Source organism: Xanthomonas chitinilytica, assembly GCF_026107455.2.
GTDB lineage: Bacteria > Pseudomonadota > Gammaproteobacteria > Xanthomonadales > Xanthomonadaceae > Stenotrophomonas > Stenotrophomonas chitinilytica.
Genome location: NZ_JAPCHY010000013.1, coordinates 35,123 through 60,462, shown reverse-complemented (window position 1 = coordinate 60,462; position 25,340 = coordinate 35,123). Strand labels below are relative to the sequence as shown.

Genomic DNA, 25,340 nt, shown 5'->3' with positions numbered 1-25,340 from the left:
CATCGCTGCGCGCACCTGTCTGGTGCGACCGCATGGAAATGCACCATACAGGTGCGTGCGATTCCAGGGAATTTGCCCTGCTCCCTTGGCGAATCAATGGGTTGCGGGTTGCGTGAAGTTGGCATGACGTTTGCTCCCTACCTCGCACGCAATCACCATCCTCCGAGGTTCACCCGATGTCCGTGGAAAACGTTGAGAAGCTGATCAAGGACAACCAGGTCGAGTTCGTCGACCTGCGATTCGTCGATATGCGCGGCGTGGAACAGCACGTCACCTTCCCGGCCCGCATCGTCGAGCCGTCGCTGTTCGAGGAAGGCAAGATGTTCGACGGCAGCTCGATCGCCGGCTGGAAGGGCATCAACGAGTCGGACATGGTGCTGCTGCCGGATCCGGACACCGCCTACCTCGATCCGTTCATGGCCGACCCGACCCTGGTCATCACCTGCGACGTGCTCGACCCGGCCACCATGCAGGGCTACGGCCGCTGCCCGCGCGGCATCGCCAAGCGCGCCGAGGCCTACCTCAAGTCCAGCGGCATCGCCGACCAGGCGTTCTTCGGCCCGGAGCCGGAATTCTTCATCTTCGACTCGGTCCGCTTCGCCAACGAGATGGGCAACACCTTCTTCAAGGTCGAATCCGAAGAGGCGGCCTGGAACAGCGGCGCCAAGTACGACGGCGCCAACAGCGGCTACCGCCCGGGCGTGAAGGGCGGCTACTTCCCGGTGCCGCCGACCGACTCGCTGCACGACCTGCGCGCGGAAATGTGCAAGGTGCTCGAGCAGGTGGGCATCGAGGTGGAGGTGCACCACCACGAGGTGGCCACCGCCGGCCAGTGCGAGATCGGCACCAAGTTCAACTCGCTGGTGAGGAAGGCCGACGAACTGGCGATGACCAAGTACGTCGTCCGCAACGTCGCCCACCGCAACGGCAAGACCGTCACCTTCATGCCCAAGCCGATCGTCGGCGACAACGGCAGCGGCATGCACGTGCACCAGTCGCTGTCCAAGGGCGGGGTGAACCTGTTCTCCGGCGACGGCTACGGCGGCCTGTCGCAGCTGGCGCTGTGGTACATCGGCGGCATCTTCAAGCACGCCCGCGCCATCAACGCGTTCGCCAACTCCGGCACCAACAGCTACAAGCGCCTGGTGCCGGGCTTCGAGGCGCCGGTGATGCTGGCCTACTCGGCGCGCAACCGCTCGGCCTCGTGCCGCATCCCGTACGTCTCCAACCCGAAGGCGCGCCGCATCGAGATGCGCTTCCCCGATCCGCTGCAGTCCGGCTACCTGACCTTCACCGCGCTGATGATGGCCGGCCTGGACGGCATCAAGAACCAGATCGACCCGGGCGCTCCTTCCGACAAGGACCTGTACGACCTGCCGCCGGAAGAAGAGAAGCTGATCCCGCAGGTGTGCTCCAGCCTGGACCAGGCGCTGGAAGCGCTGGACAAGGACCGCGAGTTCCTCAAGGCCGGCGGCGTGATGAGCGACGACTTCATCGACGGCTACATCGCGCTGAAGATGCAGGAGGTGACCAAGTTCCGCGCGGCCACCCACCCGCTGGAGTACCAGCTGTACTACGGCAACTGAGCAAGCGCGGCGATGACGAAGGACCTCCCTCCCACCTTCGTCATCGCCGCGCGCTGCGGTGGCATCGATGCACCGCGGCGATGACTGCGTCGCCACGCGCCCGCGACCCGGCATGGTCGACGGGCGTGCGCATCGCGGCTGGGGAGCCGCGGTGACGGCAGGCGGCAAGGGGCAACACCAGGGGCAAGAGAGACCGGACGCGCCATGGGCCAGCCCTCCCTCCCGCGTCACCGCAGTCCCGGCCGCTCGCCGGGGCTGTGGCGGACCCATGGATCGTTCGGTGCGACAACCGCGGAGCCGTCGGCCGCGGTTGGCATGAGCCCGGCCGGCAATCGCCGGCCGGTTCCATCCACCATCGGGATATGCGCATGAAACTGATCTCCGCCATCATCCGGCCGTTCAAGCTCGACGAGGTCCGCGAGGCCCTCTCCGAAGCGGGCGTGTCGGGCATCACCGTGACCGAAGTGAAAGGCTTCGGTCGGCAGAAGGGCCATACCGAGCTGTACCGCGGCGCCGAATACGTCGTCGACTTCCTGCCCAAGATCAAGATCGAAACCGCCGTGACCGACGAGCGTCTGGACGCGGTGGTCGAAGCCATCCGCACCGCCGCCGGCACCGGCAAGATCGGCGACGGCAAGATCTTCGTCACCGCGGTCGAACAGGTCATCCGCATCCGCACCGGTGAAATCGGCGCAGACGCGCTCTAACCCCCACTCGGAGCCCACAATGAAGACTCGATTTTTCACCGGGTGGCAAGCCCGGTTTCATGGCGTGTGCCTGTTGATGCTGCTCAGCGCGCTGGCCGTCGGAGTGTTGCCCGGCGCGGCGCAGGCGCAGGAAACCGCGGCCGCGGCGGCCGAGGTGGTGGAACAAGTGGCGGAGGCGGCGGAAACCGCCGCGCCGGCCTTCGACAGCGGCAACGTCGCGTGGATGCTCACCTCCACCCTGCTGGTGCTGCTGATGGTGGTGCCGGGCCTGGCGCTGTTCTACGGCGGCATGGTGCGCGCCAAGAACGTGCTGTCGGTACTGATGCAGGTGCTGGTGGTGTTCTCGGCCGTGGTCATCCTGTGGGTGTGCTACGGCTACAGCGCCGCGTTCACCGACGGCAACGCGTTCTTCGGCTCGTTCACCGAGAAGGCGTTCCTCAAGGGCATCACCGCCGACACCGACGCCGATGGCCTGCCGGAATTCCTGTTCATCGTGTTCCAGTCGACCTTCGCCGGCATCACCACCGCGCTGATCGTCGGCGCCTTCGCCGAGCGCATCAAGTTCACCGCGGCGCTGCTGTTCTCGCTGATCTGGGTCACCTTCTCCTACCTGCCGATGGTGCACATGGTGTGGAGCGGCGAGGCGGGCTTCCTGGCGCACAAGGGCGTGATCGACTTCGCCGGCGGCACCGTGGTGCACATCAACGCCGGCGTCGCCGGCCTGGTCGCCGCCTGGTTCGTCGGCAAGCGCCTGGGCTACGGCAAGGAGGCGCTGAAGCCGCACAGCGTGCCGTTCACCTTCATCGGCGCCTCGCTGCTGTGGGTCGGCTGGTTCGGCTTCAACGCCGGCTCGGCGCTGGCCGCCGACGCCTCGGCGTCGCTGGCGATGATCAACACGATGGTGGCCACGTCCGCCGGCGTGGTGGCCTGGAGCCTGGTCGAGGCGATCGCCCGCGGCCGTCCCTCGGCGCTGGGCGCGGCGTCCGGCGCGGTGGCGGGCCTGGTCGGCATCACCCCGGCCGCCGGCAGCGTCGGCCCGATGGGCGCACTGGTGATCGGCCTGGCCGCCGGCGCGATCTGCGTGTGGGGCGTGACCGGGTTGAAGAAGCTGCTGCGGGTGGACGACACCGCCGACGTGTTCGGCGTGCATGCCATCGGCGGCATCGTCGGTGCGGTGCTGACCGGCGTGTTCAGCGATGCCTCGCTGGGCGGTACCGGCATCGACATGTCGATCGGTGCGCAGGTCTGGGCGCAGACCTTCAGCGTGCTGTTCACCATCGGCTGGTGCGCGGTGGTGACCGCGGTCGCGATCCTGGTCACCAAGGTCGTGGTCGGCCTGCGCGTGAGCGAAGAGGCCGAGCGCGAGGGCTTGGACATCACCTCGCACGGCGAATCGGCCTACGAGAGCTGATCCCGCATCGCCCGGCGGCCCGGTGGCCGCCGGGCAGGACCGGTCCGCAGGTTGCGGCCGGTCCGCTCGCCGGTAGCGCCGGGCGCCGCGGCCGCGCAGGCCCGGGGCACCCGGCAGGAGACCCGCCGCATGCACTCCCGTTCCGCATCCGCGCCGTTGCGCATCGCGCAATGGCCTGGCGCAGGCTTGCAATGCCAGGCCGCTGCCGCTGCAATGGGCCATGACCCTGCGATTCCCGATCACGCTGGCGCTGGTCGCCGCGCTCGCCGCCTGCACCCACACGGCCCGCAACCCGCTGGCGCAGTGGGTGCCTTCGCCCAACCACAACGAGCGCAAGCCGATGGTGATCGTGCTGCACCACACCGACCAGGATTCGGTGCAGCAGAGCCTGGACACCCTGCGCAGCGCCAACAGCGGCGGCAAGGTCAGCGCGCACTACCTGGTCGGCGCGGATGGCGCGCTCTACCAGCTGGTGGCCGACGAGCGCCGCGCCTGGCATGCCGGGCCGGGCCGCTGGGGCACGATCAGCGACCTCAACTCGGCCTCGATCGGCATCGAGATCGACAACGATGGCGACAGTCCGTTCGCGCCGGCGCAGATCGACGGGTTGCTGCGGCTGCTCGAGGACCTGTGCACGCGGCTGGGCATCCCGCGCCGGCAGATCATCGCCCACGCCGACCTGGCGCCGTCGCGCAAGCAGGACCCGAGCCGCTTCTTCCCCTGGCAGCAGCTGGCCGCCGCCGGTTTCGGCGAATGGCCGGACCCGGCCCACGGCCCGGCACCGGAGGGTTTCGACGCCTGGCTGGCATTGCAGGCGTTCGGCTACCCGATGGAGGCGCCGCAGGATGCGGTGCGCGCCTTCCACCGCCGCTTCCGCGGCAGCGACGAACTGCCCGCCGAGCTCGACGCCGAGGACGCGCGCATCCTACATTCGCTGCTGCTGCAGCGCCGCTGAGGCAGCGTTTGCGAGCGCTTTGCACTACATTGGTGCAATGACCATGACTGCAGCGCCCCCCTCGCTCGACATGCTCGGCACCCCGGTGGCCTGGGCCGGTCCGGACGGACGCATCCAGGGCGCCAACCCGGCATTCGCGCGCTGGCTGGGGGTCAGCGTGCGGCGGTTGCTCGGGCAGCCGCTGGCCTCGCTGGAAGCGCAGGGCGCGGCGCTGGCGCATTTCCTGGAAAAGGACGAGCGTGACGAACTGCGCCTGCACCGGCTGGCGATGGCATTGCCGGGCGAGGCGTCGCGCTTCGCCGAAGGCTGGCTGAGCCGGCTCGATGGTGGCGGCTGGTTGCTGGAGGCCTACCCGGTCGATGAATTCCCGGTATCGGACCCGGCCCAGGCCTTGCCCGGCGCGCTCAGCGCCGCGCTCAAGGGACTGGCGCACGAACTGCGCAATCCGCTGGCCGGGCTGAAGGGCGCCGCGCAGCTGCTGGCGCGCCGCGCCGGCCAGCGCGATGCCGACGAGCGCGAGCTGATCGACCTGATCGGCGCCGAGATCGAACGCCTCAACGCGCTGCTGGAACAACTGCTGTCGCCGGCGCCGGCGCGCCCGCACGCGCTGTTGAACATCCATGCGTCGCTGGAGCGGGTGCTGCGGCTGGCCGAGAACGAGGCCGGCTGGTCGGTGCGGCTGCAGCGCGACTACGACCCCAGCATTCCCGAATTCCCGGGCGACGCCGACCGCCTGACCCAGGCCGCCTGGAACCTGGTGCGCAACGCGATCCAGGCCGGCGCGGTCAGCGTCACCCTGCGTACCCGGGTCGAGCACGGTCTGCGCATCGCCGACCAGGTGCATACCCTGGCGCTGCGGCTGGAGATCGTCGACGACGGCCGCGGCGTGCCCGAGGAACTGGCCGAGCACCTGTTCCTGCCGCTGGTCAGCGGCCGCGCCGAGGGCACCGGCCTGGGCCTGGCGCTGGCGCAGCAGGTGGCGCGCGAGCACCGCGGCAACCTGACTTACCGTTCGCGCCCGGGCCACACCGTTTTCACCCTGCTGCTGCCGTTGCCGGCCGGCGAGCCGGAACCGGAGCTGCGCGATGGCTGATAACCGCGATCCTTCCCACCGCGTCTGGGTGGTCGACGACGACCGTTCGGTGCGCTTCGTGCTGTCCACCGCGTTGCGCGACGCCGGTTACGCGGTGGAGGGCTTCGACAGCGCCGCCGCCGCGCTGCAGGCGCTGGCGCAGCGGCCGGCGCCGGACCTGCTGTTCACGGACGTGCGCATGCCCGGCGACGACGGCCTGGTGCTGCTGGAAAAGCTCAAGAGCGCCCAGCCGCAGCTGCCGGTGATCGTGATGTCGGCCTACACCGACGTGGCCAGCACCGCCGGCGCGTTCCGCGGCGGCGCCCACGAGTTCCTGTCCAAGCCGTTCGACCTGGACGATGCGGTGGAACTGGCGCGGCGCGCGCTGCCCGAAGCCGACGCCGACGGCACCGAAGATGCGCTGCCGGTAGCGCCGGGCAAGGCCGCCGACAGCCCGCAACTGATCGGCGATACCCCGGCGATGCGCGCGCTGTTCCGCGCCATCGGGCGGCTGGCGCAGGCGCCGCTGTCGGTGCTGATCAACGGCGAGACCGGCACCGGCAAGGAACTGGTGGCCAATGCGCTGCACCGCGAATCGCCGCGCGCCAAGGGGCCGTTCGTGGCGCTCAACACCGCCGCGATTCCGGCCGAACTGCTGGAAAGCGAGCTGTTCGGGCACGAGGCCGGCGCCTTCACCGGCGCCCAGCGCCGCCACGTCGGCCGCTTCGAACAGGCCAACGGCGGCACCTTGTTCCTGGACGAGATCGGCGACATGCCGTTGCCGCTGCAGACGCGGTTGCTGCGGGTGCTGGCCGAAGGCGAATTCTTCCGCGTCGGCGGCCGCGAACTGATCCGGGTCGACGTGCGGGTGATCGCCGCCACCCACCAGGACCTGGAAACGCTGGTGGAGCAGGGGCGTTTCCGCGCCGACCTGCTGCACCGGCTGGACGTGGTGCGGCTGCAGCTGCCGCCGCTGCGCGAGCGCCGCGCCGACGTGCCGCGACTGGCCGAGAACTTCCTGGCGACGGCCGCGCGCAAGCTTGACACTCCCCCCAAGCGGCTCACCCCGGCGGCACTGCAGGCGCTGCGCGAGCACGACTGGCCGGGCAACGTGCGCGAACTGGAGAACGTGTGCTGGCGGCTGGCGGCACTGGCGGTGGCCGACACCATCGATGCGGCCGATGTCGCCATGGCGTTGGCCCGCGGCGGCCGCAGTGTCCGCCGCGCGGTCGATCCCGGCCATTGGGACCAGCAACTGGCGGCGTGGGCGCGGCAGCGCCTGGCCACGGGCGCCGAGGGCCTGCATGCCGAGGCGCGCGAGCGGCTGGATGCGGTGCTGCTGGAAGCGGCGCTGCAGTTCACCCACGGCCGTCGTGCCGAAGCCGCCGCACGGCTGGGGCTGGGCCGCAACACCGTGACCCGCAAGCTGGGACCGGGCCGCCGCCGCAGCTGATACTGTCCGCCGACCGCGGTGCCGCGCCGGCTTCATGGCGCGTGGACACCGCCGCGGTTAGCGTCCCCCCGTTACATGGAGCCATCGATGCGTCGTTCTTCGTCATTCCTGCTGCCGCTGTCGTCCGTGCTGCTGGTGCTGGGAGCGTGCAGCTCGGCGCCACCGCCGGCGCCGCCCGCACCGCCGCCGCCGGTCGCCGTCAGCACCGCGCAGCAGGCCGAAGCCAATCTCGCCCCGGCCTCGGCCAGCCTGGTCAGCGGCCGCCTGGTGCTGGTGCCCGTGGTCGGCGGCGTGCGCATCAGCGGCGTGGTCGGCGGCCTGCAACCACACCGGCTGGCCGCCTTCCACGTGCACGAGCGTGGCGACTGCAGCGCCATCGACGCCGCCAGCGCCGGCGACCACTTCAATCCCACGGCGATGCCGCACGGCCGCGCCGGCAGCGGCGCCCACCATGCCGGCGACATGGACAACCTGGTCGTCGATGGCGAAGGCGTGGCCAACGTCGACGTGCAACTGCGCGGCGTCACCCTCGGCGGCGGCGCGGCCAACGACATCGCCGGCCGTGCGCTGGTGGTGCATGCGCAGGCCGACGACTACCGCAGCCAGCCGGCCGGCAACGCCGGCGCGCGGATCGCCTGCGGCGTGATCCGGGTCACCCGTTGATATCCCCACACAGACAACACACCAAGGAGTTTCCGATGCGTTCGATCCATACCCCGCTGTTCGCCGCCATCGCCGTGCTGGGCCTGGGCGCCTGCCAGCCGCAGGACACCACCCCGGCGCCGGAGGCCGCGGCGCCGGCCCCGACGGCCGAGGCCGAACCCGCCGCAGTGGTGGCACGCGCCACCCTGGCACCGCTGGGCGACAGCCAGGTCAGCGGCCAGGTCGAGTTCACCGTGGTGGACGGCCGCCTGCATGCCAGCGGCCAGGTCAGCGGCCTGCAGCCGGACAGCGAGCACGGCTTCCACATCCACGAGAAGGGCGACTGCAGCGCGGCGGACGGCAGCAGCGCCGGCGGTCACTTCAACCCGGCGCAGGTCGAGCACGGCAGCGTGACCGGCGAGGTCCACCACGGCGGCGACATGCCCAACATCGCCGCCGACGCGCAGGGCAACGCCCGCATCGACGGCCCGGTGTCGGCCAACGTCAACGTCGGCAACGGCGACGATTTCGACATCATCGGCCGCGGCCTGATCGTGCATGCCGATCCGGACGACTACACCAGCCAGCCCACCGGCAATGCCGGCGGCCGCCTGGCCTGCGCGGTGATCGAACGCGCCGAGTGAGGCCGCGCGCGGCGACGGCAGGCGCCGTTGCCGCGACCGCGGGGACAGAACCGGAACGGCTGACAGAACCGTTAGGCGGGAGAAGCTTCACGGCGGTGCAAGGCGCCGGTCCCCGGAGGCGTTCGCCTGGATCCCCGCCCAGAACATTGGGTGAGCGGTCGTTCGCCTGTTGAAAAGCGCCTCGTTGGGGGCTGGCGTGTTCTGTCGGATGCTTTCAGTAGTTGTGCCACAGCCCCGGCGTGGCCAGCTCCAGCAGGTGCCGGTCCGGATCGCGGAAATACAGGCTGTGGCCCCCGGCCGGCCAGTCGGTGCGGCCTTCGATGGCGACGCCGTGGCCGGCAAGGCGGCGTTCCCAGCCCGCCAGCGCATCGCTGGCGATGGCGAAGGCGATGTGCTGCTCGCCACTGCCGCCATGCGCCGGGATGGTGCCGAACGGCAGCCGCACGGTCTGCTCGCTGCCGCCGCGCTGGAACAGCAGCAGCACCTGCGCCGGCGCCAGCGGGTAGGCCAGCAGCCGCGCGTCGGCATGCATCGGCGCCAGGCCCAGCACGTCTTCGTAGAAGCGCCCGGCGGTCGCCAGGTCGGCGACGTACAGCGCGGTTTCCAGGATGCCCTGCAGATGCGGCGGGGATGGCGGCATGGACGGCTCCGGCGTGGGTCCATGCCGAGTCTGCCCGCCGTCGCGTGTAGCGCCGATGAGGCGCCGGTCGCAGCGCCGGGTAGCCGGAGTTACCGGGGGCGGCTCAGGGCCGGTGGCATCCCGGGCCGCGACTCACCTCGCTCCTACAACGCCTGTTTGCTGCTGGTAGGAGCGATGTCAGTCGCGAGCTTTCGAGTGGCAACAATGCAGCCTGGAGGGGTGCCTGGAAAGGAAGAATTTCCGTCGCGGCCCTGCCGGTGGGCGGCACCAGCCGGCTGACAGCTGACCGGGTCGCACATCCCCCGACGATGGTCCAAGGCCACGCAGCGTCGCAGGGATACGTTGCAGGAGCGACGTCAGTCGCGAGCTTTTCGAGCGGCAACGAGGCAGCCCGGGAAGGCTGCCTGGAAGGGAGGAATTTCCGTGGCGGCCCTGCCCGCCGGGCGGCGTCAGCCGGCCAGCAGCTGCCTGGGGTCCTGGCCGGGCTCGCAGTGCACGTACAGCACCGGCACGCCATGGGCTTCCAGCACCGCGGCCAGCTGCCGCTGGCGCATCAGGTACTGGTCGTACACCCGCTGCAGGCGCTGGCAGTCGTTCTTGTCGTGGGCGTAGTACGCGCACCAGCCGGCCGGGTCGAACAGCGCCATGCGCACTTCGCCGCCGGCGTAGCGCAGCAGCGGTTCGGGGGCGGCCTGCAGCCATTCCTCGTCCGCCGGCGCCAGCAACGCGGCTTCCAGCAGCGGCCACAGCACGGCCAGCCCCTGGTTGTCGTACTGCATCGACATCATCGCCAGCAGGTCGTTGATCGTCAGGTAACGGGCGTGCTCGATCTGCGCGCCGAACGCCTGCTGCGCCAGCAGTGCGGTGTCGGCATGGGCCATGCCCTGCGCCAGCAGCACCTCTTCCAGCGCCTCGGTCACCGCCTGCAGCGGTTGCGGGTCGTCGCCGGCCAGCAGGAACGGCAGCACCCGCAGGCCGCCGCCGGTCAGCGTGGCATCGGCCTGCAGCGGCAGCGGGATCTCGCCCTTGGCGTCGCTGCCGAACGCCAGCAGGCGCGGGCCCTGGTGGCGGCCGGGCGCGCGCTGGTGCAGTTCCTGCAGCCGCCGGTGGATCGGCCAGCCCGGACGCAGCACCTCGGCCGGGTCGAAATGGGCACCGGCCAGGACCAGTTCCATCTCGCCGACCTGCGGCACCAGCTTGGCCAGGTCGCGGCCGATGCGCTCGGCCAGCTGCCCGGCCTGTTCGGAGGACAGCGCGGCGTGCTGCGGGGTCGCGCCGCCGGCCAGTTCCAGTGCCAGTACGCCGAGGGCATTCATGCCGGGGAAGGGATTGCTCATGTTTCGCGGTTGGCCCGTCACGGGGTCGAAGCTACACTTTGCCCCATTATGCCTGCCCGTTGCGTGCAGGTTGCGTTGCAGCCCCTCCCTCCCTGTCAGGTATCCGCATGTCCAGCGCTCGTCCCGTCGCCATCCTCGGTGGTGTCCGCATTCCGTTCTGCCGCCAGAACACGGCCTATTCGGACGTCGGCAACCTCGGAATGTCGGTGCGCACGCTCGGCGCGCTGGTCGAGCGTTTCGGCCTGCACGGCCAGCAGCTGGGCGAAGTGGCGATGGGCGCGGTGATCAAGCATCCCAGCGACTGGAACCTGGGCCGCGAGGCCGCGCTGTCCTCCGGGCTGTCGCCGCTGACCCCGGGCATCACCCTGCAGCGCGCCTGCGGCACCTCGCTGGACACGCTCATCACCGTCGCCAACAAGATCGCGCTGGGGCAGATCGAATCGGGCATCGGCGGCGGCTCGGACACCACTTCCGACGTGCCGATCGTCTACGGCAAGAAGCTGCGCGCGCGCCTGCTGGCGGCCAACCGCGCCAAGAGCACCGGCGACAAGCTCAAGGCGCTGGTGTCCGGCTTCAGGTTCTCCGAGCTCAAGCCCGAGTTCCCCGGCGTGGCCGAGCCGCGCACCGGCAAGAGCATGGGCGACCACTGCGAGGACATGGCCAAGCAGTGGAACATCTCGCGCGACTCGCAGGACGAGTGGGCGGTGTCCTCGCACAAGAAGCTGGCCGCGGCCTACGAGCGCGGTTTCTTCACCGACCTGATCGCGCCGTTCCGCGGCGTGGAGCGCGACAACATCCTGCGTGCGGACACCTCGCTGGAAAAGCTGGCCACGCTGAAGCCGGCCTTCGACAAGACCTCCGGGCGCGGCACCCTGACCGCCGCCAACTCGACCCCGCTGACCGACGGCGCCTCGGCGGTGCTGCTGGCGTCTGACGAGTGGGCGCGTGCGCACGGCCACGAACCGCTGGCGTACCTGCGCGATTCGCAGGTCGCCGCGGTCGACTTCGTGCACGGCGAAGGCCTGCTGATGGCCCCGACCGTGGCGGTGGCGGAAATCCTCAAGCGCAACAACCTGGCCCTGCAGGATTTCGACATCTACGAGATCCACGAGGCGTTCGCCGCGCAGGTGCTGTGCACGCTGCGCGCGTGGGAGAGCGAGGACTACTGCCGCAGCCGCCTGGGCCTGGACGCGCCGCTGGGCCGGATCGATCCGGAGAAGATCAACCCGGTCGGTTCCTCGCTGGCCACCGGCCATCCGTTCGCCGCCACCGGCGCGCGGGTGATCGCCACCGCCGCCAAGCAGCTGGCCGAACGCGGCGGCGGCCGTGCGCTGGTGTCGATCTGCACCGCCGGCGGCATGGGCGTGGTGGCGATCGTCGAGCGCTGATGGCCACCGGGCCGGCAGCAGGGAACGCTGGCCGGCCATCGATCCGCGCCTGGCTGTGGCGGCTGGCGGGTTGCGCACTCCTGCTGTGGCCGGCTGTGCGTCCGGCATGGGCGCAGCAGGAGCCGCCGTTGCGGGTGCTGCTGGTGGGCAACAGCTACCTCTACAGCAACGACCTGCCGCGCGAACTGACCCGGCAGGCGACCGGCCGGCACGCACGGCTGGAGGTGACCCTGCTGGCGAAGCCGGACTACGCGCTGTCCGACCACCTGCGCGACGGCCGCCTGCAGCGCCTGCTCGGCCAGCGTTGGGACTGGGTGGTGCTGCAGCAGGGGCCATCGGCATTGCCGGCCAGCCGCGACGCGCTGCGCGCCAGCGTGCAGCGCATCGACCGGCTGTTGCCGGCCACCTCGCACACGCGGCTGGTACTGCTCTCGGCATGGCCGCAACGGCAGCATGCGCATAGGTCGAAGGAGGCCGAAACCAGCTACCGGCTGGCGGCGCAGGCGGTGGGCGCATGCGTGGCCCCGGTCGCCAGCGCCTGGCGGCTGGCGCGGGAACAGGCGCCGGAAACCCCGCTGTACCAGCGCGACGGCATGCACCCGACCCGGCTGGGAACGCAGTTGGTGGCGATGACGCTGCTCGATGCACTGGCCATCGGCAGCGCCCGGCCGCCTGCGCCGCTGCAAGGAAAGGCCGACGCACCCGCGCTGGAAGACTGGTCGAGCGCGGCAGTCGCCGGAGAAGCCGCCAGCTGCGTCTCCGTGCCGCAGGCACGGCCCTGGCCGGCGGGATGATTCCCGTAGGAGCGACGTCAGTCGCGACAGGGCCGTGCCGATGAACCTAGCCGGTGGGATTTCGCGGGCGAGCCCCTGTCGCGACTGACGTCGCTCCTACGGGGTTCGCCTTCAATCCGGCAACCGCGGCAAGCCGTGCTCGTCGCGTTCTTCCGGCACCGCCTGGTCGTGGATCTGCTGCTGCAGGTCGCGGCCGCCCAGCGCGTCCACCGGTTCGCCGCGGCGCAGGCGCAGCGCGTTGAGCAGGCATTGGCGGGCCAGCGCGTCGTCGCCGTTGGCCGCAAATCCCTCGCCCAGTTCCTCCCAGGCATCGGCGCCGGCATCCTGGGCGATGGCCCGGTGCAGGAACTCCTCGGCCTGCGCCCATTGCCCCTGCCGCCGCGCCAGCCGCGCGAGGGTCAGCAGCAGCGCCGGGCTGGCCGGATGGGCCTGCAGCCAGCGCTGGGCACTGGCCCGGCGCGAATCGAACCGCTCCACCGGCAGCGTGCCGTACAACGCGGCCAGCGATTCGTCCCAGCGCGCCTCCAGTGCCTGTTCCAGGCTGCGCAATGCCGGCTCTTCCCAGTTCAGCGCCACGGCGCGCCGCGCGTAGACGGAAACCACCGCCGGATCGTGGCGCAAGGCCTTGGGCAGCACTTCCCAGTGCGCGGCCAGGGCGTTGACGTCGTCGGCCTCGGCCAGCGCCTGCGCGGCCAGGCGGGTTTCCAGCGCGGCCAGTGCGTCGGCGGTGAGCGCCTGCTGCTGGCGCAGGGCGCCGAGCTGGCCGTAGGCTTCGGCGGCGCGGCCGGCCTGCGCCAGCGCTTCGGTGCGCAGCCACAACCCGCGCGGCGGCAGCGGCTGGATGCCGGCCACGTCCAGCGCGTTGATCGCCTCCAGCGGGCGCTGCTGCGCCAGCCAGCGTTCGGCGCTGTGCAGCGCATGGCTGGTCGCGTCGACGGCGCCGAGCTGCTGCAGGTACTGGCCGGCGGCCGCGGTATCGCCGCGCGCCTCGGCGGCGCGGATGGCTGCGGCCAGCGCGACCGTGCCGACTTCCGGATCCTTGGCTGCCGCCTGCAGCAGCCGTTCGGCGCGCTGCCACTGGCCCTGTTCCAGCGCCTGCAGGCCTTCGAAGAGCCGGGTCCGGCCCTGGCGGCGCCGGTAGCGGGCCCAGGCGCGGAACGGCGCACTGGCCAGCGTCCACAGCAGCCACAGCAGCAGCACGGCGATCAGCAGGGCCAGCGCGGCCTGCGGCAGGGTGGCGACGTAGTCGTTGCCGCCGACCTGGACGATGACCTCGCCCAGGTCGCGCAGCTGCTGCTGGGCCAGCCATTGCGCGCCGAGGATGCCCAGCGCGGCGACCAGCAGCAGGATCAGCAGGGAGCGGAACGGTTTCATGGCGAGGTCCTCCCGTCGCGCATCGCGCGCAGTTGCTGCAGGGTGCTGCCCAGTTCCGGCAGCGTCGGCTTCAACTCGGTGTCGCGCAGGGCGTCCAGCTCCGCCCGGTGTTGCCGCCGTGCCGGGGAATCGGGCCACAGCCGCAGCAGCCAGCCGTCGACCCGCGTCAACGCGCGCCGGTAGCTGCCGCTGTCGCCGCGCGCCAGCGCCGCCCGCGCCAGACTCAGTTCGACCTGCAGCGAATCCTGCGCGGCGATGCGTTCGGAGCGGGACACCAGCACGTCGCCCTGGGTGGGGCGGATCTGCACCAGCGGCGACAGCAACTGGTGCCACCATGGGCCGGCGTCGCCGTTGGCCGGCGCCTGGTCGGGCAGCTGTTGCAGGGCGTCGGCGAACTGCAGCAGCTTCGCGTCCAGCGCGGGCACGATGCCCGGGCCCAGCGCGTCGAGCGCGTTGCGCTCCTGCATCAGCGCCTGGCGCAGGTCGAGGTAGCCGGGCAGGTCGATGCTTTCCAGCGCCCCGGCGGCCAATGCATACAGCCGCCGGGCGCCTTCCACGTCGCCGGCGAATTCCAGCCGCTGCTGGGCCTGGCTCAGCAGCAGCTCGGCCTCCTCCCGGCGCAGCGAGGGCACGTTGCTGCGCGAACTGTCGGCCAGCTGCGCCAGGTTGGCCTCCAGCAACGCGTTGCGTTGGCCCAGGCCGAGTATTTCGTCGCGCAGCACGCGGTTGGTGGCGGCCGCATCCTGGATGGCGCGGGCATTGGCGCGCTGGTCGCGGCGCAGGGCGTCGACGCTCCGCTGCAATGCCGCCAGCTGCTGCGCGGCGGCGGCACGGGCTTCCGCGGCCTCGGCCGCGCGGGCCTGCCATTGCCGGTGGCCGAACCAGATCGCGGCCGTTGCCAGCACGATCAGGACAATCACGGCGATCCAGCGCCATCTGCGGCGCGGAGAGGACGGAAGCGATTCGTTCATGGGGGACTGCGTCCTTGTCGGTCACGCCATCGTCGCGCACGTCGCGGCGGTCGGCGATGCCCGGCAAGGATCACCTGTCGCGCGGTGGTGCTGCAAGCGTGATCGCGCGCACGGTTCAGCCCTGCATTGCCTCGATCGCGGCACGCGCGGCGTCGGCCAGCTGCCGCGGCATCGGCCCGGCGGCCGTGTGCACGCGGGAGAAACCCGACTGCCGGGCGTGGTCGGCCAGGCGCGGTCCGGCGGCGACCACCGGCATCCGCCGCCAACGCGCCAGCAGCTCCGGCGTCAGCTGCGGCAGCACCCGCTCCAGCGCCTCGCCACTGCTCAGCGCCAGCACCGCCGGCGCGCGCAGGTGGGCCAGGCGATGCAGGCTGGCCGCCGGCAGCGGTACCGCGATGCGTTCGTAGACATCGGCGCGGATCAGGGTCGCGCCGCGCGCCTGCAGTTGCGCGGCGATCAGGCCACGGCCGCCGGGGGCGGTGACCAGCCCGGCGCGCAGGCCGTGCAGTGCCGCCAGCGCCGGCAACGCCAGCAGTCCCTCGCTGTCCATCCGCGAGGGTGCCAGTACCTGGCCGGCGCCATGCCGGTGCAGGGCACCGGCGGTGCCGGCGCCGACCGCCAGCAGCGTGCCGCCGGCGGTGGCCCGCAGCGGCGCCAGCGCGGCCGCCGCACGCACCGCCGCCGGGCTGGTGAAGATGATGCGCTCGGCGTCCAGCGCCAGCGCCAGTTGCCGGCGGGTGAGGTCATCGTCGCGTGGCTGCAGCCGCCACGGCGACAGTGCGAGCACGCGGCCCCCGACCCGGGTCGCTGCGCGCCGCATCGCCGCGTGGCCACCGCGCGGCCGCAGCGAAAGCAGATACCAGGGCGGACAATGCGCTGCCGTATTTTCGCAACTGTCATTCATTGCGGGCATTATGCGGGCCCTTTGTCGTTGCGCAGCGAGTCCGATGTCCGAAGTCCGTTCTTCCCCGCAGCCGTTGCTGGACCGCCTGCAGGCGACGCTGTGCGCCATGCCGCCGGTGGCGGCGATGGGCATCCGCCTCGATGGTTATGGCGACGGTCGGCTGCGCCTGCATGCGCCGCTGGCGGCCAACGTCAACGACAAGGGCAACGCCTTCGGCGGCAGCCTGGCGTCGGTGATGACCCTGGCCGGCTGGGCGCTGGTGACGCTGCGCCTGCAGTTGGCCGGGTTCGATGCCGAGGTATATGTCGCCGACAGCCATATCCGCTACCGCGCGCCGGTCTACGACGACCTGCAGGCCAGCGCGGGCGCGCTGGAGGATGCCGACTGGGAAACCTTCCTCGCCACCTTCTCCCGGCGCGGTCGCGCCCGCATCGGGGTGGGGGCCTGGCTGGGCGGCGAAGCCGGCGCCGCGGCGGCCGAACTGGATGGACGTTTCGTCGCCATCGCCAAGGGTTAGGATGGGCGACCGTACCCGGGGAAAGACATGCGCCACGCCTTCCAGATTGTCCTGCTGATCCTGCTGGTGGCCTGCACCGGCCTGGCCGCCGCCGCCGGTCCCAGCCGCAGCCAGCGCGCCAAGCTGGTCCAGACCCAGGACGCCTACACGGCGGCGATCCGCTGGAGCGACTTCGACAGCGCGCAGGAATATCTGGATCCGGAGTACCGCCTGGCGCACCCGATGACCGACCTGGAGCGCGAGCGCTATCGCCAGCTGCAGGTGTCCGGCTACCGCGTGCGCGGTAGCGGCCAGCTGGCCGACGGCTCCATCGAGCGCCGCGTCGAACTGGGCGTGGTCAACCGCAATACCCAGGCCGAGCGCATCGTGCAGGGTCGCGAGCGCTGGCGCTGGGACCCGCAGGCCAAGCGCTGGTGGCAGGCGGAAGGACTGCCGGACCTGTGGCAGGGCCAGTAGCGCCGGCCACCGACCCATCGCCGGTCGCCGCCGCGGTTGCCTGCGGCGGAGCCTGAACCCGCGCCGGAAGGGACGCCCGCCTGCGCCGGGGTGACCACGCGGCGAGGGACATGCATGGCTGCGGTCGCGCCGATCCGCTCCGGAACCGGCCGTGCAACCGCGGTGGGCGCCCGGCTGAACCTGCGTGGCGCTCCGGGAGCCGGCACCGCACCCGGGCCCGCGCTGGTCGCCGCCCGGCCGGCTTGTGCGACAATCGCCGCCCGCTTATCGACCCGTGACCTGAGTGAACTACGAAGAGTTGCTGGCCTTCGCTGGCCGAAACCCGATGCTGTCGCTGGCCCTGGTGGGCCTGACCGTCGCCCTGATCGCCACCGAGATCGCACGCCTGTTCCGCGGCTACAAGTCGCTCAAGCCGGCCGAACTGACCCGGCTGATCAACAGCGGCGACGCCATCGTGATCGACCTGTCGGCCGCCGCCGAATTCGAGAAGGGCCACATCGCCGGCAGCCGCAACGTGCTGCCGAGCCAGCTCAATCCCGGGCACAAGCTGCTGGCCTCGGCCAGGCAGTCGCCGGTGGTGCTGGTGTGTCGCAGCGGCAACGCCTCCAACACGGCCGCCAAGTCGTTGAAGAAGGCCGGTTTCGAGCAGGTGCATGTGCTCGAAGGCGGCATTCCCGCCTGGCAGGCGGCCGAGCTGCCGCTGGTCAAGGGCCGCGGCTGAGCGTTGTTTTCGCGTTAAGGCCTTGTGCAGGCAACGTCCTGCCCCCATCGCTTGGCATGTAACAATCCCAATCATCTGAAATTCGTTCTGGAGTCCTGAGAAATGTCCGAAGAGAACACCAACGGCGCCGTTGCCCCGGCAGAAGCCGCCACCGGTCCCGCGTTCACCATCGAGAAGATCTACGTCAAGGACGTTTCTTTCGAATCCCCGAACTCGCCGGCCGTGTTCAACGAAGCCGTGCAGCCGGAACTGCAGCTCAACCTCAACCAGCGCGTGCAGCGCCTGGCCGAGAATGCGTTCGAGGTGGTGCTGGCGGTGACCCTGACCTGCAAGGCCGGCGACAAGACCGCCTACGTGGCCGAAGTGCAGCAGGCCGGCGTGTTCGGCCTGGTCGGCCTGGAGCCGCAGGCGATCGACGTGCTGCTCGGCACCCAGTGCCCGAGCATCCTGTTCCCGTACGTGCGCTCGCTGGTCAGCGACCTGATCCAGGCCGGCGGCTTCCCGCCGTTCTACCTGCAGCCGATCAACTTCGAAGGCCTGTACGCCGAGACCCTGCGCCAGCGTCAGCAGCAGGCCGAAGGCGCCTCGCTGGCCGATTCCGAGCCGGCCGGCAACGCCTGATCGGCGCCGCCTTTTGCAACGGATGAGCAGCAGTCCGGAAAAGATCGCCGTCCTCGGTGCCGGTTCCTGGGGCACCGCGCTGGCATCGCTGGTCGCCCGGCACGGTCATCCGACCGTGCTGTGGGGGCGCGATCCGGCGATGGTGGAAGCCATCGACCGGCGGCACGAGAACACCCGCTACCTGCCGGGCATTCCGCTGCCCGAATCGTTGCGTGCGACCACCGAGCTGGCCGCCGCAGTCGAGGGGGCGGCCTGGATCCTGGTGGTGGTGCCTTCGCATGCCTTCGCCGAGACGGTGCGCGCGCTGGCGCCGCTGCGTCCGGCCGCGGCCGGGGTGGCGTGGGCGACCAAGGGTTTCGAGCCCGGTTCGGGCCGTTTCCTGCACGAGGTCGCCCGCGAGGTGCTGGGCCCGGAGGTGCCGCTGGCGGTGGTCACCGGGCCTTCGTTCGCCAAGGAAGTCACCCAGGGCCTGCCGACGGCGCTCACCGTGCACGGTGACGACGCCGGATTCGCCCAGCAGGTGGCCGAGGCCCTGCACGGTCCGGCGTTCCGTGCCTATACCGGCGACGACATGGTCGGCGCCGAGCTGGGCGGGGCGATGAAGAACGTGCTGGCGGTGGCCACCGGCGTGGCCGACGGCATGCAGCTGGGCCTCAACGCCCGCGCCGGCCTGATCACCCGCGGCCTGAACGAAATGCTGCGGCTGGCCGCGGCGATCGGCGCCAAGCCGGAAACCCTGATGGGGCTGGCCGGCCTGGGCGACCTGGTGCTGACCTGCACCGGCGACCTGTCGCGCAACCGCCGGCTGGGGTTGGCGCTGGGACGTGGCCAAAGCCTGCCGGAGGCGGTGAAGGAAATCGGCCAGGTGGTGGAATCGGTACAGACGGCCGACGAGGTCATGCGCCAGGCCGAGCGCCACGGCATCGACCTGCCGATCTCCAACGCGGTGCGCGCCGTCCTGCACGGCGAGCTGAGCCCGGCCGACGGCCTGCAGCAACTGCTGGCACGCGAACAGAAACCGGAATACCCGGACACGCTGTTCAAGTAGGCACCGGCGGGAATGGCCGGAGTCGAAACCAGGAGCCCGGCATTGCCGGGCTCTTTCATGTGCCGACTATCGTTCCGGACCCGGTGAGGCGCCTTCGGGTTGCTGCAGCCTGGAGATGGTGGTCATGCCCTGGTGCAGCAGGTACCAGAAGTAGACGCTGAAACCGAAGAATCCGGCATAGCTGACCAGGTCGAAGGCGCGCCCGGGGTCGCGGAAGGTCACGTGGTCGAAAAGCGTGGCGGCATTGAAGTGCAGGGCGAGGCCCAGGACCAGGCTGAGCGCGAATACCCTGACGCCGCAGGGGACCGAGAGGCAGACGATGCGCAGGGCGAAATCCCTGCCGTTGCCGGCGCTCCCGCATTGGACGCAGCCGATGCAGGCGATCGTGGCCAGGGCCAGCAACTCGAAATGGAACAGCCAGCCCGAGCGTGGTCCCCACCAGAGCGCGTAATGCGTCTGCGCGAGGATCAGCAACGTGGATGCCAGGAAGTAGTGCATCGCCTTGCGGTCGGTCACGCGCCCGGAGGCCAGTTCTCCGGCAAGTGCAGGGATCGACCAGAAGTGCATGGGATCTGCCTGTTGGCTGGATGATCGCGCAGTGTAGGCGTGGAACGGGGCCGCGGTCGCGATGCCGCCGTTTTCCGCGCCCCGGAAAAAGAAGAAGCCCGGTCGGGGGACCGGGCTTCGGTGGCGCGGGGGGAGAGAGAACGCGCGCCGGTGAAACGTCTTGCCTTTACCAGGTGAAGCGCGGGCCGACGAACCACTCCTTGTCGCCGCCCTTGGCCAGCTTGACCTCGCCGCTCACGCCCCAGTTGGCGTTGAACTTGGCCAGGCCACCGACGCGACCGTAGAACTCGCCGTCCGGGTTGATGCCGTGCTTCTTGCTGTAGTCCTCGTAGCCGGCCAGCGCGTAGCCTTCGAACATCGGGGTGAAGGCGGTGCGCACGCCGACCTCGGCGCTGTAGCCGTTGAAGTCGGGGCCGTACTGCGGGTCGAACTTCTGGTACGCGGCGCGGGCCAGCAGGTCGGTGCTGGCGCCGATGCCGTGGTTGTAGCCCACGCCCAGGCGCCACTGGTCGACGTCGATGTTGTTGCGGTCGGTTTCCTGGGCGGTGTAGTCACCGAAGACATGGAAGTTCGGCGCCACGGCGACCGAGCCCTTCACACCCCAGCCGTCGGCGTCGCCGCCCTTGGCATCGGTGTTCACGTAACCGCCTTCCACGTAGTTGTAGGACAGGCCGTCGGCAGCGGAAGCGGCGAACGGCAGTGCAGCCAACAGACCCAGGGCAAGCAGGGAAGTCTTCATAATCGGGATACCTTTTTTATTGGTTTGATCGATGCGGCGTGGATCCGGTGCCGTTCGACAGTTGTGAATTATCCGTTAGCCAACGGAATCAGCCCTGAATATCAAACTGACCGGTACATAAATTGAGCGGCGGGTTGGGGAACTTGTGGCACCGGCAACGCAATCGATGTGCGCCCCTCGAACGCGGCCGCGGGTTCTCCTCGATGGGAGGCGTCGGGTGCCTGCGGTTCCGGGGCTTCAAGCGCTCATTGCTGCCGCTCGAGGTATTCGATGGCGGCCTTGCGCCGTTGCGGATCGGAAGTGGCGTTGAGCATCTTCGTGCCGGGCAGGTAGCGCTGCGGCGAGGCGAGGAAGGCTTCCAGCGTCTGCGCATCCCAGACGATGTCGCTGTCGCGCAGCGCATCGGAATAGCGGTAGCCCGGCGCGCTGCCGGCCTTGCGGCCGAGAACGCCGTGCAGGTTGGGGCCGACGCGGTGGCCCAGGTCGGCGCGGGTGTCGTGGCAGCCGGCGCAGACCGCGAAGGCGCGTTGCAGCTCGCGCTGGTGCGGGTCCAGGTCCGCGGAGGAGTTGAACGCGTCGCGTTGGCCGCAGGCGCACGACAGCAGCAGCAAAAGGCCCGGCAACAGCCAGCGCGACATCGGGTTTCTCGTTGCGATCCGCCGCACATGCGGCGGGCGCCATGATCGGGGTTGTCCCGGCAACGCGCAAAGCCGGCCGCGGGACTTTGACGGCGATCGGCGATCGGTGGGTGGACGCCGTCGTAGATCGCGTGGGTCGTCTCCCGCTGTTCCTTCGGTGTCGGAACCCGGGTGGCTTCCAGCGACGCCGTCCGCCGATACGTCCGCGCGCCGCGGCGCACAGCAGCGTGCAGGCCACGGGGCGGCCATCGTTCTTTCCGCCGAAGGGAACTTCCGATGACGTCGATTGCCGATCCGCTGCGAACCGCGGCAAACGTCGTGCGCCGACCCGGCGCGCGGATCGATCCTGCCCGCGGCCGTGCGCATCGCGGAGGACACGCACGCGCCGAAGGCGGCTCACATCGCCGGGTAGTTCGGTCCGCCGCCGCCCTGCGGGGTCACCCACACGATGTTCTGGGTCGGGTCCTTGATGTCGCAGGTCTTGCAGTGCACGCAGTTCTGCGCGTTGATCTGCAGGCGGGTATCGTTGCCTTCGCCGACGAACTCGTACACGCCTGCCGGGCAGTAGCGCGCTTCCGGGCCGGCGTATTCGGCCAGGTTGATCCGCACCGGCACGCTCGGATCCTTCAGCGTCAGGTGGCTGGGCTGGTCTTCCTCGTGGTTGGTCGAGGACAGGAACACCGAGCTCAAGCGGTCGAACGTCAGCACGTTGTCGGGCTTGGGATAGGTGATCTTCGGCTGGCTGGCGGCCGGCTCCAGGCACTCATGGTCGGCCTTGGTGCGGTGGATCGTCCACGGCGGGTTGCGGATGCCCAGCTTGGGCAGCAGCCACTGCTCGATGCCGGTCATCAGCGTGGCGATGTTGCGGCCCTTCTTGAACCATTGCTTGAAGTTCTTGGACTGCAGCAGCTCGGCCTTCAGCCAGCTGGCTTCGAACGCTTCCGGGTAGGCAGTCAGCTCGTCGCGCGAGCGACCGGCAGCCAGTGCGTCGAATGCGGCCTCGGCGGCCAGCATGCCGGTCTTGATCGCGGCGTGGCTGCCCTTGATGCGCGAGGCATTGAGGTAGCCGGCCTCGCAGCCGACCAGCGCGCCACCCGGGAACACCGTCCTGGGCAGCGAGAGGATGCCGCCGGCGGTGATCGCGCGCGCGCCGTAGGCGATGCGCTTGCCGCCCTCCAGGTGCTTGCGGATCGCCGGATGGGTCTTGAAGCGCTGGAACTCCTCGAACGGGCTCAGCCACGGGTTGCTGTAGTCCAGCCCGATAACGAAGCCGATGGCGACCTTGCCGCCGTCGGCGTGGTACAGGAACGAGCCGCCGTAGGTGTCGCTGTCCAGCGGCCAGCCGGCGGTATGCACCACCAGCCCCGGCTCGTGCCTGGCCGGGTCGATCTGCCACAGCTCCTTGATGCCGATGCCGTAGGCCTGCGGGTCGCGGCCTTCATCGAGCTTGAAGCGTTCGATCAGCTGGCGGCCGAGGTGGCCGCGCGAGCCCTCGGCGAAGATGGTGTATTTGGCGTGCAGCTCCATGCCGCGCTCGAAGTTCGGGCCCGGGGTGCCGTCCTTGTGGATGCCCATGTCGCCGGTGGCCACGCCCATCACCGCGCCGTTCCCGTCGTACAGCACCTCGGCGGCGGCAAAGCCGGGGAAGATCGCCACTTCCAGCGCCTCGGCCTGCTGCGCCAGCCAGCGGGTCACTTCGCCGAGGCTGACGATGAAGTTGCCCTTGTTGTGGAAGCACTCGGGCAGCAGCGCGTTCGGGGTGCTCCTGGCGCCGGTTTCGCCCAGGAACAGGAATTCGTCGCGGGTGACGGCCTGCTTCAACGGCGCGCCGCGCTCGGCCCAGTCCGGGAACAGCTCGGTCAGGGCGCGCGGGTCCATGATCGCGCCGGACAGGATGTGCGCGCCCGGCTCGGAGCCCTTCTCCAGCACGCATACCGACAGTTCCTGGCCCTTCTCGACCGCCAGCTGGCGCAGGCGGATGGCGGTGGCCAGGCCGGCGGGACCGGCACCGACGATGACGACGTCGAACTCCATCGCTTCGCGGGGGGACAGGGTGGCGGGGGAATCTGCACTCATGGGCGTAACTCTTGGGTAGTGCCATCGCGGCGTGGGCCGGAGGCGGTTGCCTGAGAATCGCGCGTGGGCGACACGGCGACGCTGGATCAAACCACGCAGGTTACCGGGCCGCAGCGTTTACGCCTAGTTCGCCGACGTTGACCGCCGTGTTGGCGCAGTCCGGGGCAATCTGCGTGGGCGTGGCGGGCGTCCGTGCGGTCGCGTGATTTATTGCACTGCAGCAATCCGCTCGTGGGTCCTGGCGTATGGAGCCTCAGGGCCGGGTATCGAACCCGCGGTGGTAGCGCACGTCCGCCGCCGGCAACGGGCCGCGCAGCGGCAGCGCCTGGAAATACCCGTCGGGCACGCCCGGCAAGCGCAGCCGCGGGTCGGCGGCGAAGCCGAAGCGCCGGTAGTAGCCCGGATCGCCCAGCACCACGCAACCGGATGCACCGTGCGCCTCCAGCGCGGCAAGGGCGGCCCGCACCAGTGCCGTGCCGATGCCCTGGCGTTGATGGTCCGGTGCGACGGCGAGCGGTCCCAGGCCGAACCAGCCGGGCGTCCCATCGTCCAGTTCCACCGGCGAGATCGCCACGTGGCCGACGATGGCGCCTTGTCGTTCGGCCAGCAGCGAGACGGACAGCGCACCGGCCGCACGCAGCGCATCGACGATATGCGGCTCGGTGCCGCTGCGGTGCGGCGCGGTGGCGAAGGCCTCGCGCACCAGCCGATGGATGGCGGCGGCGTCTTCTACCCGTTCGGCGCGGATCTGCATGGGTGTCTGCAAGGGCGGCGGTGGCCGGCCATTGTAGGTGCGTCCCCCGGTCACTTGGCCCGCCATGCCGCAGCGATGACAATGACGTTCCGATTCGTCGCCACGCTGCGCGGGATGCCATGACCCTCAATCCGTTCGATCTGTTCGATGTCCGTTCCCTGCTCAGCGAGGAGGAGCGCGCGGTACAGGAAAGCGTCGCCCGCTTCACCGACGAGCGGGTGCTGCCGATCATCGGCGACTGTTTCGACCAGGCGCGCTTCCCGGCCGAGCTGGTGCCGGAGATCGCCGAGCTGGGGCTGCTCGGCGCGTCGCTGCCGGAGCAGTACGGCGGCGCCGGATTGAACGGGGTCAGCTACGGCCTGATCTGCCAGGAGCTGGAGCGCGGCGATTCGGGCATCCGCAGTTTCGTCAGCGTGCAGTCCTCGCTGTGCATGTATCCGATCTACGCCTACGGTTCGGAGGAGCAGCGCCTGCGCTGGCTGCCGGACATGGCCCGCGGCAAGGTGATCGGTTGCTTCGGCCTGACCGAGGCCCACGGCGGCTCCGATCCGGCGAACATGAAGACCCGCGCGGTCCGCGACGGCAGCGACTGGGTGATCGATGGCTCCAAGATGTGGATCACCAACGGCTCCGTGGCCGACATCGCCATCGTCTGGGCGCAGACCGACGACGGCGTGCAGGGTTTCGTGGTGGAGAAGGGCACGCCGGGTTTCACCGCGCAGGAGATCAAGCACAAGATGAGCCTGCGCGCCTCGGTGACCGGGGCGCTGTTCTTCGACAACGTGCGCGTGCCCGACGGCAACCGCCTGCCCGGGGTGAAGGGCCTGAAGGGGCCGCTGGGCTGCCTGACGCAGGCCCGCTACGGCATCAGCTGGGGACCGGTCGGCGCCGCCATCGCCTGCCTGCAGGAAGCGCTGGCCTACAGCAAGGAGCGCGTCCTGTTCGGCCGCCCGGTGGCCGCCACCCAGAGCGCGCAGATCAAGCTGGCCGACATGGCCCGCCGCATCACCACCGCGCAGCTGCTGGTACTGCAGCTCGGCCGCCTCAAGGACGCCGGGCGGATGGCGCCGCAGCAGGTCAGCCTGGCCAAGTGGAACAACTGCCGGCTGGCCATCGACATCGCCCGCGAGTGCCGCGACCTGCTCGGCGGCGCCGGCATCACCACCGAGCACCACGCCATCCGGCATGCGTTGAACCTGGAGTCGGTGATCACCTACGAGGGCACCGAGACCGTGCACCAGCTGGTGATCGGGCGCGAACTGACCGGCATCAGCGCGTTCTGAGCGCACGTCGCCGGCCGGCCGCAGCGGGCCGTTCCCGGCCCG

General features: G+C 70.4%; 26 protein-coding genes. 16 read left to right on the top strand and 10 right to left on the bottom strand.

Annotated elements, in window-relative coordinates; genetic code table 11:
• Nucleotides 1–176 precede the first annotated feature (176 nt).
• The 8 genes from glnA to OK345_RS14485 all read left to right on the top strand — a co-directional run bounded on the left by glnA (nt 177) and on the right by OK345_RS14485 (nt 8,470).
• Nucleotides 177–1,586 (top strand): type I glutamate--ammonia ligase, encoded by a 1,410-nt coding sequence (gene glnA, locus OK345_RS14520; protein ID WP_265128703.1) that lies wholly within the window; start codon nt 177–179, stop codon nt 1,584–1,586.
• 368 nt (nt 1,587–1,954) lie between these two features.
• Nucleotides 1,955–2,293 (top strand): P-II family nitrogen regulator, encoded by a 339-nt coding sequence (locus tag OK345_RS14515; RefSeq protein ID WP_265128702.1) that lies wholly within the window; start codon nt 1,955–1,957, stop codon nt 2,291–2,293.
• Nucleotides 2,294–2,312: 19 nt separating this feature from the next.
• Entirely contained in the window at nt 2,313–3,704 is a 1,392-nt protein-coding gene (locus tag OK345_RS14510; RefSeq protein WP_265128701.1) for an ammonium transporter, read from the top strand.
• 220 nt (nt 3,705–3,924) lie between these two features.
• Complete coding sequence (locus tag OK345_RS14505; RefSeq protein WP_265128700.1) at nt 3,925–4,659, top strand: N-acetylmuramoyl-L-alanine amidase; 735 nt, start codon at nt 3,925–3,927, stop codon at nt 4,657–4,659.
• Nucleotides 4,660–4,696: 37 nt separating this feature from the next.
• Nucleotides 4,697–5,752: a two-component system sensor histidine kinase NtrB gene (locus OK345_RS14500; RefSeq protein ID WP_265128699.1), complete on the top strand. Its 1,056-nt coding sequence runs from the start codon at nt 4,697–4,699 to the stop codon at nt 5,750–5,752.
• Nucleotides 5,745–7,184: a nitrogen regulation protein NR(I) gene (ntrC, locus tag OK345_RS14495; RefSeq protein ID WP_265128698.1), complete on the top strand. Its 1,440-nt coding sequence runs from the start codon at nt 5,745–5,747 to the stop codon at nt 7,182–7,184. Before OK345_RS14500 ends, ntrC begins: the two co-directional genes overlap by 8 nt.
• Nucleotides 7,185–7,271: 87 nt before the next feature.
• Nucleotides 7,272–7,847 carry a superoxide dismutase family protein gene (locus OK345_RS14490; RefSeq protein WP_265128697.1) on the top strand — a complete coding sequence of 192 codons (576 nt, stop codon included), beginning with the start codon at nt 7,272–7,274 and terminating at the stop codon, nt 7,845–7,847.
• A 35-nt stretch (nt 7,848–7,882) separates the two neighbouring features.
• Entirely contained in the window at nt 7,883–8,470 is a 588-nt protein-coding gene (locus tag OK345_RS14485; RefSeq protein ID WP_265128696.1) for a superoxide dismutase family protein, read from the top strand.
• A gap of 214 nt (nt 8,471–8,684) precedes the next feature.
• On the opposite strand, the gene OK345_RS14480 is transcribed toward OK345_RS14485, so the two are convergent.
• Nucleotides 8,685–9,110, bottom strand: a complete 426-nt coding sequence (locus OK345_RS14480) for a VOC family protein (RefSeq protein WP_265128695.1) — start codon at nt 9,108–9,110, stop codon at nt 8,685–8,687.
• Between the two features lie 449 nt (nt 9,111–9,559).
• Nucleotides 9,560–10,447 (bottom strand): hypothetical protein, encoded by an 888-nt coding sequence (locus tag OK345_RS14475; RefSeq protein ID WP_265128694.1) that lies wholly within the window; start codon nt 10,445–10,447, stop codon nt 9,560–9,562.
• A 107-nt stretch (nt 10,448–10,554) separates the two neighbouring features.
• On the opposite strand from OK345_RS14475, the gene OK345_RS14470 reads away from it, so the two are divergent.
• Both OK345_RS14470 and OK345_RS14465 read left to right on the top strand, forming a co-directional pair.
• Entirely contained in the window at nt 10,555–11,835 is a 1,281-nt protein-coding gene (locus OK345_RS14470) for an acetyl-CoA C-acetyltransferase (protein WP_265128693.1), read from the top strand.
• Between the two features lie 128 nt (nt 11,836–11,963).
• A complete protein-coding gene (locus OK345_RS14465; protein ID WP_265128692.1) occupies nt 11,964–12,629 on the top strand; it encodes an SGNH/GDSL hydrolase family protein in 666 nt (221 codons plus the stop codon).
• A 111-nt stretch (nt 12,630–12,740) separates the two neighbouring features.
• Here OK345_RS14465 and OK345_RS14460 read toward each other — a convergent pair whose 3' ends face one another.
• The 3 genes from OK345_RS14460 to OK345_RS14450 form a co-directional block, all read right to left on the bottom strand.
• The gene (locus tag OK345_RS14460) at nt 12,741–14,003 is read right to left on the bottom strand and encodes a heme biosynthesis protein HemY (RefSeq protein ID WP_265128691.1); all 1,263 of its coding nucleotides are present in this window, start codon (nt 14,001–14,003) and stop codon (nt 12,741–12,743) included.
• Entirely contained in the window at nt 14,000–14,974 is a 975-nt protein-coding gene (locus OK345_RS14455) for a uroporphyrinogen-III C-methyltransferase (protein WP_265128690.1), read from the bottom strand. The genes OK345_RS14460 and OK345_RS14455 overlap by 4 nt, the downstream gene beginning before the upstream one ends.
• Nucleotides 14,975–15,089: 115 nt before the next feature.
• Nucleotides 15,090–15,887, bottom strand: coding sequence for a uroporphyrinogen-III synthase (locus OK345_RS14450; RefSeq protein ID WP_425510976.1), 798 nt, complete (start codon nt 15,885–15,887; stop codon nt 15,090–15,092).
• 34 nt (nt 15,888–15,921) lie between these two features.
• Here OK345_RS14450 and OK345_RS14445 point away from each other — a divergent pair, with 34 nt between their 5' ends.
• The 5 genes from OK345_RS14445 to OK345_RS14425 all read left to right on the top strand — a co-directional run bounded on the left by OK345_RS14445 (nt 15,922) and on the right by OK345_RS14425 (nt 19,241).
• Nucleotides 15,922–16,395, top strand: coding sequence for a YiiD C-terminal domain-containing protein (locus OK345_RS14445; protein WP_265128688.1), 474 nt, complete (start codon nt 15,922–15,924; stop codon nt 16,393–16,395).
• A gap of 27 nt (nt 16,396–16,422) precedes the next feature.
• Nucleotides 16,423–16,851 carry a hypothetical protein gene (locus tag OK345_RS14440; RefSeq protein ID WP_265128687.1) on the top strand — a complete coding sequence of 143 codons (429 nt, stop codon included), beginning with the start codon at nt 16,423–16,425 and terminating at the stop codon, nt 16,849–16,851.
• A 283-nt stretch (nt 16,852–17,134) separates the two neighbouring features.
• Nucleotides 17,135–17,572 carry a rhodanese-like domain-containing protein gene (locus OK345_RS14435; RefSeq protein WP_265128686.1) on the top strand — a complete coding sequence of 146 codons (438 nt, stop codon included), beginning with the start codon at nt 17,135–17,137 and terminating at the stop codon, nt 17,570–17,572.
• A 102-nt stretch (nt 17,573–17,674) separates the two neighbouring features.
• Nucleotides 17,675–18,193, top strand: coding sequence for a protein-export chaperone SecB (gene secB, locus OK345_RS14430; protein ID WP_265128685.1), 519 nt, complete (start codon nt 17,675–17,677; stop codon nt 18,191–18,193).
• A gap of 22 nt (nt 18,194–18,215) precedes the next feature.
• Nucleotides 18,216–19,241: an NAD(P)H-dependent glycerol-3-phosphate dehydrogenase gene (locus OK345_RS14425; protein ID WP_265128684.1), complete on the top strand. Its 1,026-nt coding sequence runs from the start codon at nt 18,216–18,218 to the stop codon at nt 19,239–19,241.
• Between the two features lie 66 nt (nt 19,242–19,307).
• Here the strand turns inward: OK345_RS14425 and OK345_RS14420 are convergent, their stop codons facing one another.
• The 5 genes from OK345_RS14420 to OK345_RS14400 all read right to left on the bottom strand — a co-directional run bounded on the left by OK345_RS14420 (nt 19,308) and on the right by OK345_RS14400 (nt 24,015).
• Nucleotides 19,308–19,808, bottom strand: coding sequence for a hypothetical protein (locus OK345_RS14420; protein WP_265128683.1), 501 nt, complete (start codon nt 19,806–19,808; stop codon nt 19,308–19,310).
• Between the two features lie 166 nt (nt 19,809–19,974).
• On the bottom strand, nt 19,975–20,547 hold the full coding sequence (locus OK345_RS14415; RefSeq protein WP_265128682.1) for an OmpO family porin: 573 nt from the start codon (nt 20,545–20,547) through the stop codon (nt 19,975–19,977).
• A gap of 245 nt (nt 20,548–20,792) precedes the next feature.
• Nucleotides 20,793–21,185 carry a c-type cytochrome gene (locus OK345_RS14410; RefSeq protein WP_265128681.1) on the bottom strand — a complete coding sequence of 131 codons (393 nt, stop codon included), beginning with the start codon at nt 21,183–21,185 and terminating at the stop codon, nt 20,793–20,795.
• A 396-nt stretch (nt 21,186–21,581) separates the two neighbouring features.
• A complete protein-coding gene (locus OK345_RS14405; RefSeq protein WP_265128680.1) occupies nt 21,582–23,261 on the bottom strand; it encodes an electron transfer flavoprotein-ubiquinone oxidoreductase in 1,680 nt (559 codons plus the stop codon).
• A 253-nt stretch (nt 23,262–23,514) separates the two neighbouring features.
• Complete coding sequence (locus OK345_RS14400; protein ID WP_265128679.1) at nt 23,515–24,015, bottom strand: GNAT family N-acetyltransferase; 501 nt, start codon at nt 24,013–24,015, stop codon at nt 23,515–23,517.
• Between the two features lie 119 nt (nt 24,016–24,134).
• Here OK345_RS14400 and OK345_RS14395 point away from each other — a divergent pair, with 119 nt between their 5' ends.
• Nucleotides 24,135–25,298, top strand: coding sequence for an acyl-CoA dehydrogenase family protein (locus tag OK345_RS14395; RefSeq protein WP_265128678.1), 1,164 nt, complete (start codon nt 24,135–24,137; stop codon nt 25,296–25,298).
• The last annotated feature ends 42 nt before the right edge of the window (nt 25,299–25,340 follow it).

Excerpts from the sequence above, each read along its gene's own strand:
- glnA (WP_265128703.1), top strand. The coding sequence starts at position 177 with ATGTCCGTGGAAAACGTTGAGAAGCTGATCAAGGACAACCAGGTCGAG.
- OK345_RS14515 (WP_265128702.1), top strand. The coding sequence starts at position 1,955 with ATGAAACTGATCTCCGCCATCATCCGGCCGTTCAAGCTCGACGAGGTC.
- OK345_RS14510 (WP_265128701.1), top strand. The coding sequence starts at position 2,313 with ATGAAGACTCGATTTTTCACCGGGTGGCAAGCCCGGTTTCATGGCGTG.
- OK345_RS14505 (WP_265128700.1), top strand. The coding sequence starts at position 3,925 with ATGACCCTGCGATTCCCGATCACGCTGGCGCTGGTCGCCGCGCTCGCC.
- OK345_RS14500 (WP_265128699.1), top strand. The coding sequence starts at position 4,697 with ATGACCATGACTGCAGCGCCCCCCTCGCTCGACATGCTCGGCACCCCG.
- ntrC (WP_265128698.1), top strand. The coding sequence starts at position 5,745 with ATGGCTGATAACCGCGATCCTTCCCACCGCGTCTGGGTGGTCGACGAC.
- OK345_RS14490 (WP_265128697.1), top strand. The coding sequence starts at position 7,272 with ATGCGTCGTTCTTCGTCATTCCTGCTGCCGCTGTCGTCCGTGCTGCTG.
- OK345_RS14485 (WP_265128696.1), top strand. The coding sequence starts at position 7,883 with ATGCGTTCGATCCATACCCCGCTGTTCGCCGCCATCGCCGTGCTGGGC.
- OK345_RS14480 (WP_265128695.1), bottom strand. The coding sequence starts at position 9,110 with ATGCCGCCATCCCCGCCGCATCTGCAGGGCATCCTGGAAACCGCGCTG.
- OK345_RS14475 (WP_265128694.1), bottom strand. The coding sequence starts at position 10,447 with ATGAGCAATCCCTTCCCCGGCATGAATGCCCTCGGCGTACTGGCACTG.
- OK345_RS14470 (WP_265128693.1), top strand. The coding sequence starts at position 10,555 with ATGTCCAGCGCTCGTCCCGTCGCCATCCTCGGTGGTGTCCGCATTCCG.
- OK345_RS14460 (WP_265128691.1), bottom strand. The coding sequence starts at position 14,003 with ATGAAACCGTTCCGCTCCCTGCTGATCCTGCTGCTGGTCGCCGCGCTG.
- OK345_RS14455 (WP_265128690.1), bottom strand. The coding sequence starts at position 14,974 with ATGAACGAATCGCTTCCGTCCTCTCCGCGCCGCAGATGGCGCTGGATC.
- OK345_RS14450 (WP_425510976.1), bottom strand. The coding sequence starts at position 15,887 with ATGCCCGCAATGAATGACAGTTGCGAAAATACGGCAGCGCATTGTCCG.
- OK345_RS14445 (WP_265128688.1), top strand. The coding sequence starts at position 15,922 with ATGTCCGAAGTCCGTTCTTCCCCGCAGCCGTTGCTGGACCGCCTGCAG.
- OK345_RS14440 (WP_265128687.1), top strand. The coding sequence starts at position 16,423 with ATGCGCCACGCCTTCCAGATTGTCCTGCTGATCCTGCTGGTGGCCTGC.
- secB (WP_265128685.1), top strand. The coding sequence starts at position 17,675 with ATGTCCGAAGAGAACACCAACGGCGCCGTTGCCCCGGCAGAAGCCGCC.
- OK345_RS14425 (WP_265128684.1), top strand. The coding sequence starts at position 18,216 with ATGAGCAGCAGTCCGGAAAAGATCGCCGTCCTCGGTGCCGGTTCCTGG.
- OK345_RS14420 (WP_265128683.1), bottom strand. The coding sequence starts at position 19,808 with ATGCACTTCTGGTCGATCCCTGCACTTGCCGGAGAACTGGCCTCCGGG.
- OK345_RS14415 (WP_265128682.1), bottom strand. The coding sequence starts at position 20,547 with ATGAAGACTTCCCTGCTTGCCCTGGGTCTGTTGGCTGCACTGCCGTTC.
- OK345_RS14410 (WP_265128681.1), bottom strand. The coding sequence starts at position 21,185 with ATGTCGCGCTGGCTGTTGCCGGGCCTTTTGCTGCTGCTGTCGTGCGCC.
- OK345_RS14405 (WP_265128680.1), bottom strand. The coding sequence starts at position 23,261 with ATGAGTGCAGATTCCCCCGCCACCCTGTCCCCCCGCGAAGCGATGGAG.
- OK345_RS14400 (WP_265128679.1), bottom strand. The coding sequence starts at position 24,015 with ATGCAGATCCGCGCCGAACGGGTAGAAGACGCCGCCGCCATCCATCGG.
- OK345_RS14395 (WP_265128678.1), top strand. The coding sequence starts at position 24,135 with ATGACCCTCAATCCGTTCGATCTGTTCGATGTCCGTTCCCTGCTCAGC.